The organism is Bacteroidales bacterium (assembly GCA_031275285.1).
GTDB lineage: Bacteria > Bacteroidota > Bacteroidia > Bacteroidales > UBA4181 > JAIRLS01.
Window position 1 is genome coordinate 1 of the sequence record JAISOY010000164.1, and the last position, 11,378, is coordinate 11,378.

The 11,378-nt window shown below is 42.0% G+C and carries 9 protein-coding genes; 4 read left to right on the top strand and 5 right to left on the bottom strand.

The genetic code is table 11. The features are described 5' to 3' along the window. The 4 genes from LBQ60_16225 to LBQ60_16240 form a co-directional block, all read left to right on the top strand. On the top strand, nucleotides 1–746 hold a 746-nt coding region (locus tag LBQ60_16225), incomplete at its 5' end, for a hypothetical protein (protein MDR2039470.1). Nucleotides 747–835: 89 nt separating this feature from the next. After that, nucleotides 836–3,361: a DUF5703 domain-containing protein gene (locus tag LBQ60_16230; protein ID MDR2039471.1), complete on the top strand. Its 2,526-nt coding sequence runs from the start codon at nucleotides 836–838 to the stop codon at nucleotides 3,359–3,361. Nucleotides 3,362–3,618: 257 nt separating this feature from the next. Continuing rightward, nucleotides 3,619–4,473, top strand: a complete 855-nt coding sequence (locus LBQ60_16235) for an NmrA family NAD(P)-binding protein (GenBank protein ID MDR2039472.1) — start codon at nucleotides 3,619–3,621, stop codon at nucleotides 4,471–4,473. Between the two features lie 13 nt (nucleotides 4,474–4,486). Further along, nucleotides 4,487–5,101 (top strand): CDP-alcohol phosphatidyltransferase family protein, encoded by a 615-nt coding sequence (locus LBQ60_16240; protein MDR2039473.1) that lies wholly within the window; start codon nucleotides 4,487–4,489, stop codon nucleotides 5,099–5,101. A 236-nt stretch (nucleotides 5,102–5,337) separates the two neighbouring features. On the opposite strand, the gene trmB is transcribed toward LBQ60_16240, so the two are convergent. The 5 genes from trmB to LBQ60_16265 form a co-directional block, all read right to left on the bottom strand. Next, nucleotides 5,338–6,051 (bottom strand): tRNA (guanosine(46)-N7)-methyltransferase TrmB, encoded by a 714-nt coding sequence (gene trmB, locus LBQ60_16245; protein ID MDR2039474.1) that lies wholly within the window; start codon nucleotides 6,049–6,051, stop codon nucleotides 5,338–5,340. 51 nt (nucleotides 6,052–6,102) lie between these two features. Continuing rightward, nucleotides 6,103–8,157, bottom strand: a complete 2,055-nt coding sequence (locus LBQ60_16250; GenBank protein ID MDR2039475.1) for a caspase family protein — start codon at nucleotides 8,155–8,157, stop codon at nucleotides 6,103–6,105. Beyond that, complete coding sequence (locus LBQ60_16255; protein MDR2039476.1) at nucleotides 8,096–8,995, bottom strand: hypothetical protein; 900 nt, start codon at nucleotides 8,993–8,995, stop codon at nucleotides 8,096–8,098. Before LBQ60_16255 ends, LBQ60_16250 begins: the two co-directional genes overlap by 62 nt. 2 nt (nucleotides 8,996–8,997) lie before the next feature. Continuing rightward, on the bottom strand, nucleotides 8,998–9,891 hold the full coding sequence (locus LBQ60_16260) for a hypothetical protein (protein MDR2039477.1): 894 nt from the start codon (nucleotides 9,889–9,891) through the stop codon (nucleotides 8,998–9,000). Between the two features lie 139 nt (nucleotides 9,892–10,030). After that, a complete protein-coding gene (locus tag LBQ60_16265; GenBank protein MDR2039478.1) occupies nucleotides 10,031–10,834 on the bottom strand; it encodes a hypothetical protein in 804 nt (267 codons plus the stop codon). Between the last annotated feature and the right edge of the window lie 544 nt (nucleotides 10,835–11,378).

Sequence of the window (11,378 nt, forward strand, 5' to 3'; positions counted from 1 at the left end):
AAAAAGACGGTGTGAAAAGATGGAAGAAGTTACTCGCCCAGATCCCATCTTACCAGATCAACGGGGACGGAGCGCTTAAAGAGTGGATGCACCCTGACTTTGCAGATAATTACCATCACCGGCATCAGTCGCATATATACCCGCTGTTTCCCGGTTTCGAAATCAGTAAGGAAACGGATGCCCGTCTGTTCGAAGCCTGCCGGGTTGCCGTAGAAAAACGCCGGATCATCGGGATTGAATCGCAGACAGGCTGGTCGCTGGCTCATATGGCCAATATATATGCACGTCTGAACCAGGGGAACGAGGCCCTGGAATGCCTGAACCTGATGAGCCGTTCTACCATAGGAGCCAACCTGTTTACTTACCATAACGATTATCGCTATATGGGTGTAACATCCAGCGGTCATGGATGGCAACCTTACCAGATCGACGCCAATCTGGGATACTCGGCCGCAGTTATCGAAATGCTGGTCTATTCCAACAAAGAGATAATAAAATTACTCCCGGCTTTACCCGGCCAAATGACGGAAGGAAGTATCCGGGGTGCACGTTGCCGCGGCAATTTTGAAGCGGATATTCAATGGAAAGATGGTAAGTTGACCAAAGCCGTGATCAGTTCCTTCGGAGGGAAACCGTGTACGGTTTACTACAACGGAAAATCCATATCATTGAATATCCCAAAAGGGAAAAGCGTTACCCTCGATGGTTCACTGAAACAGGTAGACGAAGAGAATAGCGAACTTTGAACAATGAATTTTGAATCTTAAATCTTGAATTTTGAACTCTATATCCGGAATATAATATTTCGATCTGGTACTTATAAAAATAAACATCTATGAAAAAATATATCCTTTATTTACCGCTTTTACTGTTTTCCTATAATATATGTCAGGCACAGGAATCAACGATTTTAGCGCCGGATTATCCGTCGATTATTTCCGCTTCCGACCTAATCTACCAAAGCCCTGCTGAGCGAAGTGAGGAAGGAATGCCGGTGGGCAACGGTATAACAGGCAGTCTGATATGGACGAGTCCTTCTGCTATGCATTTTCAGATCAACCGGGTAGATGTGTTCGGGAACAATGCTCAAAGCCACAATTTTTACGAACGGCATACCGACTATTGTGGCGGGGCCGGCTTTGTCGATGTCGAATTTCCCGGTTATGACGAAGTGTTTACCGGGGATTCGTTCAGGCAAAGATTATCCTGTTATCAGGCCCTTGTTTCGACCGAAGGAAAACAGGTGAAAACGGAAACATTCGTATGGAGCAACCAGGATGTACTGGTCATAAATGTAGAAAACCACAGGACCGGATCACCCGTAATTATCCGCCTGAGGGCCTTGCGACCCGCCTTTACCAAAAAAGGCGACCATTCGGCGGTCTCAAAGTTTGATAAAGACGGCAACCGTATGGTCCTGACACAAACGTTCAAAGAGAAGGAATATCTGTGTACATCGGCCGTCGCGGTATCGGTTGACGGTGCAGATACAAAATCGTGGCAGGTCAGTGCCGAAGAAATGACCTTAACCGTGAAAGAGGGCAGCTCATCATTCCGGATCTATATTTCTTCCGCAGCCTCTTTCGACAAAGAAGAAAACATCGCCACAAAGGCCCTGCGTTTACTCGATAATGCACACAATACCGGCTATGATCAGATATCTGCGACGCATAAAAACTGGTGGAAAGCTTTCTGGGAACGTTCCTTTATCCACCTTAAAAGTTCCGATGGCGTTGCAGACAAGATCATGGAAAATTACCACTATTTCCTTTATGTGATGGGTTCTTCGTCCCGGGGAGAATACGAACCTAAATTCAACGGAATGCTTTGGACAACGGGAGGTGATTCGCGTAAATGGGGGAATCTTTTCTGGGGTGCTAACCAAAGCTGTTATTACAATGGTTTGTTCCCGGCAAACAGGCCTGAGATCATGGCGCCGCATTTCAGGATGTATTCCCGCATGTACCCGTCCCTGCAGAAAGCAGCCCGGCAACAATGGGGAAGCGAAGGGATTTTTATTCCCGAAACTGTGGGATTTGACGGTCTTCCCGAACTTCCCGAAAATATCGCTTCCGAAATGAGGGACCTCTATCTGACCCGGAAAACATGGCCGGAACGGTCAACTGACTTTACCGCTTATTCGTATACCCGGATGCCATTTAACAGCCGGTGGAACTGGAAGAAAGACGATGGCTGGAAAGACGGGATCTGGCATACATCGGATAAGGGTGGCGGCACTTTCGGACATGTAACTCATATTTTTTCCAGGGGAGCAAAAATAGCTTACCAATACTGGATGCAGTACGAATATTCGCAGGATAAAGAATGGCTGGCCGGACAGGCTTACCCCATGTTGAAAGGGGTAGCCGAATTTTACCGGAACTTTCCGAACCTGAAAAAGGAACAGGACGGCAAGTACCACATCCGCCATATCAACGATAATGAATCGGTATGGGACGGACACAACACGGTGGAAGAAATATCTTCTATGATGGGTATTTTTCCCGTAGCCATCAAAGCGGCCGAAATACTGAATGTGGATGCCGACCTGAGGAAAAAATGGAATGAGATACTGAGCAATCTGTCGCCATTAACATTGAGTTCCGACTATCCCAACTCCGACGGTAAACCCGTAACATTCGTACGCTCCCTTTCTCCTGTGTTACAAGGTCCTGCCGAACGGATTCCCGACTCCAACACCATGCCGGTATGGTATTTCGACCTTTGTACACTTGAATCTACCGATAAAAAGATGATGGAAACAGCCAATAATACCTATGACGCCTACTTTTCGCAGGGAATCAAGCAGGATTCCCGGGTTTATGTCCTCTCTAAATTACCGGTTACAGGAACCCAGCTGGGACGTAAGGACGCCACCCGTTACCTTATCCCGAATCAGATACAGACCGCCGAAATAGAGGTACTCCGTAACCGCATGGATCTGAGGGAAGGCTTTCAGACTACCGGTGTCCAGCGTCTGGGGCGCGTTGCCGACGCCTTACATTATGCATTGTGCCAGGGGATCCCGGCTAAACCCGGCGGAGATCATGTTATCCGGGTATTTCCGGCATGGCCTGAAGAGTGGGATGCACAGTTCACCCTTCTGTGTCGGGGAAATTTCCTGGTAACGTCTTCCTTTAAAAACAGTTCTGCCGAATTTGTCGAGATCCGGTCCAATGCCGGTAAAGAATGTAACGTACGTAATCCCTGGGGTACGGAAGAAGTGACGATTTACCGTAACGGGAAAAAATATAAAACCACAACTGCCAGCCTTATCTCTTTTCCAACCAGGATCAATGAAGTATTCGTGCTCGTGAAAGGGAAAACAAAGCCGGAGTTTTTATCTGAAAAAGCGATATAGTGTCGGAGAGCAAGCCGTGACGGGATTCCGCGGCTCGTTAGAAATTTGAACTATTCCAGACAGTGAGGATGAGAATTTGTAAGAAAAATGACCGGAAATAAAGATAATTATCTTATTTTTCGGCCGGGTTAAAAGTGGATATCGAGCAGATATAGGTATAATACGTACTGTGATTTTTTCCCTCTGATATTCAGAAAGATTCTACCAATTAGCAAAAAACAATCACAATACAATCAAGCCATATAAAAATTAAACCAATGATAATTATAGTCGGAGCCAGCGGACAAATCGGGTCAAATATAGTGAAAGAGTTAGTCGCACATCAAACTCCTGTAAGGGCTATTACGCATCAGGCAAAGTATGATTTCGGTCCATCCGTAGAAACCGGGAATGCTGATTTGCTGAATACGGATGATGTCATAAAAGCATTTAAAGGAGGAACGACGGCATTTTTATTAACTCCTGAAAAACATAACGTTGAAGATATCATAGAAGAAACAGGAAAAATTATTGACAACTATAAAATAGCGATCAAAAAAACAGGGATCCGAAGGATTGTCGGCTTATCGTGTGTGGGTGCCCATGTAAAAAATAATACCGGCAATATTCTTATGTCGAGATTGTTGGAACAGGCATTCATCGAATTCGACATAGAAAAGATCTTTGTTCGTCCATCTTATTTTTACAGTAACTGGCTCGGATATGTAGATTTAATGAATGAAGCGGGGATATTACCGACATTCTTTCCTGCTGATCTGGAAGTGGAAATGCATGCTCCGGTCGATGTTGCCAGATTCGTTGCGCAATGTATAATGAAGAATGAAGGAAAAAATGGAACAACTGTTCATGAATTGGCGGGTACCAGGTACAGTTCAAAAAACATTGCAGATATATTCGCAAAAAAACTAAACAAAGCCATACAGGTACAGGTCATCTCAAAAGAAGAACGGATCCCTGCGCTGATGTCAGCCGGTTTCACTGAAAATGCGGCCCGGAATATGTCAGATATGACCCAAGCCGTTATCGATAAGGTCACCTCCTTCGAATTTGAGGATAAGGTGATCCGATTGCCGACCTCATTCGATGATTATCTCAAGGATGTTTTAAGATGAAATTAGTAGGCAGATGTCAGGTAACCTGAAAAAATATATTCCGGCAATACTTCTATATAGTAGGCTATTATTTGGATTTATCATATTCATCACAACACTTCTGAAACCTGAAAATTCAAGAGTCCTGGTTTTAACTTTCATGTATATCGGAATAGTTACAGATGTTTTTGATGGGATCATTGCCCGGAAGCTAAAAGTATCCACTCAAAAACTCAGACTTCTGGATACTATTTTCGACTTATTCTTTTACCTGTCTATTTTATTTTTTGTCTTTTCCATTAATCCTGCGGCAATCAGCGGGAATATTTTATTAATTGGCGGTATATTTTCATTGGAAGCATTGATGTATCTTGTTAGCCTGATACGTTTCCGTAAACTTCCTTCTCCTCATTCCATCCTTTCAAAATTCTGGGGACTCTATATCGTCATAGAGTTTTCTTTATTAATTATGGGTGTTGCAGGGCCACATTTTACCATTGCCCTTATTTTTGGATGTGTAGCTCATCTGGACCGGATTTTGATCTACTTATTTCTTAAACAATGGGATCACGATATTCCATCTTCATATCATGCCCTTTTATTACGGCAAGGCAAAGAAATAAACCGGAAGGAAATATTTAACGGCTAAAATCGAAATATACCAGATAATTGATGATTGATAATTGACGATTGATGATTTTTTAAACCACTAATATTATGAACTTAGCATAAGCGATCTCCTGAGCGTCAGCGAGTAATTATACAAATAAAATATGTGTAAATTTTTATTGAAATTTATGTTCAATCACGGAATTATCATACTACAAAACCAGATGCTGAACCAAATCAATATTGAACTCAACAATTAAGGATACTTCACCACCCTCAATTTTCCGTTTCTATTTTCGGTGGTTCTTTCAGTTCAATACCTTCCGGTAACACGAATTTCAGGTATTTGATAGAAAATCCTTTTCCCATGAATATTTTTTCGTAATGGGTCTGCACGGATAATATGTCATCTGTGTAACCGGAATGATAAAGGTCGTCGGTTTGTACTATTACCGGAAGCTCATTGAAGGCAACTACACGGGAAGTATATTCAAACAGGCTGTCACTGTCGGTTTTCAGGTGAACAATGCCGGATGGCTGTAACAAATGCCGGTATGAATTAAGGAAACGTGCGGATGTCAACCTTTTGTTTATCCGGCTTTGTTGTGGCTGTGGATCCGGAAATGTGATCCATATTTCCGATACTTCATTTTCTGCGAAGCTGGAATTAATGAATTCAATCCGGGTACGTAAAAAGGCCACATTTTCCAGCTGGTTCTGCAAAGCATCGGTAGCTCCCACCCACATACGTGATCCTTTAATATCAACCCCGATAAAATTTTTATCAGGATATTTCCGGGCCAGGGCAACTGTGTACTCACCTTTACCGCAACCCAACTCCAGAACAACAGGATGGTCATTCCTGAAAATTTCTTTGCCCCATTTCCCTTTTAACCGGAAATCAGTACGGAATACCTCTTCAAATGCAGGCTCTATCACATTCGGATAGGTAGCCATCTCAACAAAGCGTTTTAATTTATTTTTTGCCACAGGTAACGAATTCTATTTTTTTTGCAAAAATACAGTATTCAACGTAAAATATCATCTGACGATGGCTATTGGAAAATCCGGAATACTGGCCGGAATAATGGTGGTAGGTGCCTGTTTCCCTTTGGTCAGCTCTTTAACCCGCTGTGTGATAAAGGCATCCAAAGTTTTTATAGAAATATTTTTACGGTTGAACAAATCCGCTTTTCCTCCCAATCCTTCTACTAAAGCTTTTGTAAAAGCACCGTTGTTCCAGGCAATGTCTTCCAAAGAATATTGTCGCCCGGTAGAAGAAGTGAATACAATCGCCCCGTTTTCAGCACTGGATAACTCGTTGACAACTCCATTGATGTCGATAATAGCTCTCCGGGTGCTTCCCATAACATCACCGGAATGACAGGCATCCATAAACAATATCACTTTACCGGCTATAGATGCCACGGTCTGTTTGATATCTACATAATTCACACAGGTGGTCCGCAATCGTTCAATTTCAGCTTCCACCGGCAGATAAAAGAAATTGCCGGAATTATCATTCAAGCCGTGTCCGGCAAAAAATATCATGGACACATCCCTGCTGGTCGTCTCTTTCTGGATCCATTCCAGGCCGTCAAGGATACTGAGTTTATTGGCTTTGGAGTCTGTTAACAGTTTAATGACCACATCACTGTACAACAACCCCTTCTGTTTTTCCATGATTCTGGTGAAATCCATCGCATCTTTTGACGCAAACTGTAATGTCAAACCTTTATCCTGGTACTGGCTGATCCCGACTGCCAGTATATACAATTTTGGTTTGAGGATATCTTCTTCCCTGGTTCCAATCCATTTTACCTTTACAGATGCCGGCACCCCGGTCGCAAACTTATTTTTAACAATAACGGATACCTCACAATCACGCTCGGGAATATCGACTGTTACTTCGTTCGCACCCGGCGCTACCGAAGGCAGCAATTGCACGGGCCTTCCGTCAACCAATATTTTTACTGATTCTATGGGTTCCCCGCCGGATACGCTTACATGATACCTTAGTAAGATTTGCTTGTCCTTTACCGAAGTACCCGACTGTGGCGCTATAATTGTAACTTCCGGTGGCAGCGCCTTGGTAATACTATTATAACCCGTTAACGATTCATCTGATGTGTCCTTGATCTGTTGAGCCATTTGGGTGTGCAGGCCAAGCGATTTATCAATGATCCCGGTATTATAAAAAGTCTTTCTGAACCGGGCTATCGGATAGAACACAGATGCCTTGTCTTTACCCAGATTTACATTCCAGCCAATCAATTCGTCTGCCCCGACTGCACAATCATAAAAACCTGCGGGAGTCCATAACACCCATCTTTTATTATCCGAATGAGCAAAAAGGGTTAATAAACGGGGCCCCTCAGACATATCGAACCATGCATAAGTGCCGTTACTTAAAGCAGCTGCGGCAACTTGACCGTTTCCCGCAATTTTTATAGCCACACATTCTTCTGTTAACGGGCGCTTCCATAAAACACTGCCCTGGTGGTCCATACAGATAATCTGTCCGGAAGTTCCCAACAAAATACGGGTACCATCTTGGCTTATATCTACACAACGACTGGTTTCTCCCTCGTCCAGTACTTTTAATATTTTATTATTCAGGCGGGGACTGGTTCCGTTTTTCCATCCTGCGATACGAATATTTTTGGAAATATTCCGGTCCGTAGCCACGGACAACGATGACGCGGCAGTTTTTAATTCCCTGTCCGGAATTGAAAAATACAAGACTTCCCGGCCTATACCAAAAAGCCCGATCTCTGTGCCCTCTTCATTCAACTGGAAAAGTTCCCGCTGCCTTTCTACCGTCACTATCATATCAGCGGCCCTGATATAAGATTCATGATCACCTGTCCATTCATCCGGAGCCTTATGATCGGATAAAATACGCCCGATTTCCGGATAAGATGTACTGAATACGACAGAACCGTCCGGCAGAACTTTCATGCCGGTGATCTCGCCCCTGCCTGCAGGAATATTTACCCGATTGTTCCCCTTGATAAACCTGATCTGGTTTTTATCATTGTTTTTGATATTCCCCCCCCGCATAAATATCTCCATCCGAAGAAAATGCCACTGCATTTATTGATATTTTCTCAAATGATAATGCCTGAAGCGTATTTTTCACAGCAAGATCACTCATATCAAGCATACTTATGGTTGCCTGGCCGGCATAGCTTACCGCAATGGTTGATCCGTCCGGCGAAAAAGCTATATCCAGTGGTTTATGTGGTAAAGATCTGGTCGCTGACAGTTGGAATGTCTTTCCGTATAGCCGGATATAATTATCTTCTGCAATAGTAATTAACTGTCCCGATGATGAAAATTTCGCTTTTCTTACAGCGCCTCCGTAAGCGATCAGTTTTCGCACTTCACTGCCGTCATTAGCGGTAAATATTCTTACGCCCTTGTTTCCACTAAGTGCAGCTGCCAGATAATTTCCATCCGGAGAAAAATCCAGGTCGAGTATTTCAGCATCAGCATCATCAATACTGTTGATCAGTTCACCCGTGGATGTAGAGAAAAAATAAATACTGTATTTTAATTGCCTGGCGTACCCAGTCCAGTTTCCGATGGTTACTTTTGAACTGTCCGCCATATTCCATGATGCTCCCGTATGCCCGCCGACCGCAGCAACCTGCCCGTCCGGGGAAAGGGCACAGGCGTACAAAAAGCCGTCACTTCCATATCCGATGGGCGGACGAAAGACCCGGAGCATATTTCCTGACCGGACATCCCATAAACGGGCTGTTTTATCTTCCGATGCTGTTAAAAGATATTTTCCCTGGGTATCTGTCGATATATCATGAATGGTTCCTATGTGAAATGCCGAATTCAGCCGCAATATCGGCTCTGCCGGTTGTCCTTTTAGCCCTATAACAAAGTACAGGCTGATAATGCAGAAGACAAAACGCAACATCACTAAAACCTGAAATGAATACCTGCGCTATATCCGATAGTAAACACACTTCGTTTCAAAGGAAGCATTTTATGCACATTTTGGTCATCAGAAAGTAAATCCAAACCAACTTCTGATTTTATCGTACCGGCACTTCCATCAGCATTGATATGAATACCAATATGCTTACTGATCATATATTCAAATCCTATGGAAAGACAAGCCCCTATGGATGTTTTACTGGATTCTTTCTCATATTTGAAATCATCAATATCATCAATATCGTCATCATCATCAAATACATCATCATCAAATATATTTTCATCCATATAGATTTTGGTCATTTTCCTGGATAATGCTCCTACACTTATGCTTGAAGTAAAAGCGAATTTATTACCCCATCTCGTATAAAAAGCAGGTCCCAAAAATATAACCCTGTCATGGAATTTTATATTTTCATCAAGAAGGGAAATATTTCTTTTGGTTCCATTCGCTTTAATGCCGATTCCATATGAATGGTGAAAGAAATAAGCCAGATCGACCCCGATGGAAAGCAAACCCGGTTTACCGTCATCATAACTACTCTCATCAAATTCGGCACCTTCCATAAATAAGTTACCATAAGGCTTATAACCCAATGACGCGGATAAATAAAACGGTGGGTAGTTTTGTGGGATACCCTCTTTTTTCACCCTGCTCCTTTTCACGGTATCTTTTTCTACTGTATTCTTTTTTACAACGTTGGCAGTCCTCACTGGTTGTTGGGACGATTGTTTCGGTTTTACCGGAGAAAGAGGGACTTCAAAATTATATTTATAGGAGGCCACTTCTGATCTCTTGATGGAAATCACATTTCCATCCGTTCCGAAACGGAATTGCATAACATCATTCTGGATATCAATAATTTTACACTTCAAACTATCATTAGTAGTTGTTACAATCAAATCTTGCCCGTATATTACACTTGTAGCTAACAAGAAAACAAATAGAAGAAAATATTTCATTTAGCCGGATTAAATAAATCAACTTAATAATTTCGCTGCTAAATTATATCTTTTAGTCGAAATAATTGCGAAGAGATTGATTTAGATTTTTTTGATCGATGGTTCCATAGATATCCAGACAGTACTGTTTCAGTATTTTCCGGCTTTTAGGAGTATCCTTTTTAGGAACACGCAACGCTTGCAGTAATGCTGAAAATTCCTCAAACAACCGATTTTCATCAACAAAGAAAAGAGACACTTGTGTCACCGGAGACATAGTATGGTCATCGTTCAGTAACAGAAAACATTCGCTAATTCGTGGTTGTGCCGTATTCAGGTCCAGATCATCCCTGCTGATGAGAAAATCTTCCAGCACCACTTCTTTAACACCATCGTTTTCATACCGGATGACTAATTTGTATTTTTCCATATCACCGGATGAAACCGGTAATTTAAGCTGATTACCGATAATTGTGAAGGTATCCTGTCCGAAATATTCACCCAGACTCTGTGTAGACACCCCGTCACTGATCATTTGGGCTTCGACGCCCCGGACTCCCGTTACCAGCATGGGCCGGCTTTTTACCTGCTGAAGGGCGCGCTGTGACGACACAACCTGATTGGACGTATGCGTTTTTGGCACCTCCAGACGATACTTGACCTTAGACGGACTAAGCAGAATCGCTTTATCCTGAAGATTTTCAAATTCCAGCATCGTTTGTAGATTTATTTTTTCTCCAATCTGTAATTCTTTATTGGTTTTCTGATCTATAATATGTCCGTCGACACTTAAAATATTATATGCTCCTTTTTCCTGTGCATGTATGGATGTTGACAGGCATACTCCCAACATCAAATAAATAAAAAACCTGGTCATCGTTTATATTTTTCTTATGATTTAAGCACTCAGTGTTATTTATTACTTTCTTAAGTCACATTGATCAAATGGATTACGTTCGGAAAATATGACATTAATTGTTTTATATTATTTATTTACTATTTGAAATGTACATTAAAAATCTGTTGGTCCTCAAACGGGGTTAGCATATCACTAATAGATAAAAAACTGAATATCAAACAATTAATTCTTAAAATCGTCCATAGATAAGCCCTATGTTAGATATACGTTTTAATAATGACAATGTTTCATTACACTGTATCAATAACAATAAAGTTGTTTGATAAAAATCTATTTCCTGAAAATGTATCGGATAACAACTACTTTAACTTTATCAAACAGATTCCATGAAGACTCCTGAATATTTTGAGTGATTCATTAATGATTTTACTAATTTTGTGTCGAAAACCGTATTGAACATTATATACCATGTCAACCCCACTCTCTACATTAGGCGAATTTGGCCTGATCAAACATCTTACTTCAAATTTTAAATCACAGCAATCGTCTACCATCAAAGGAA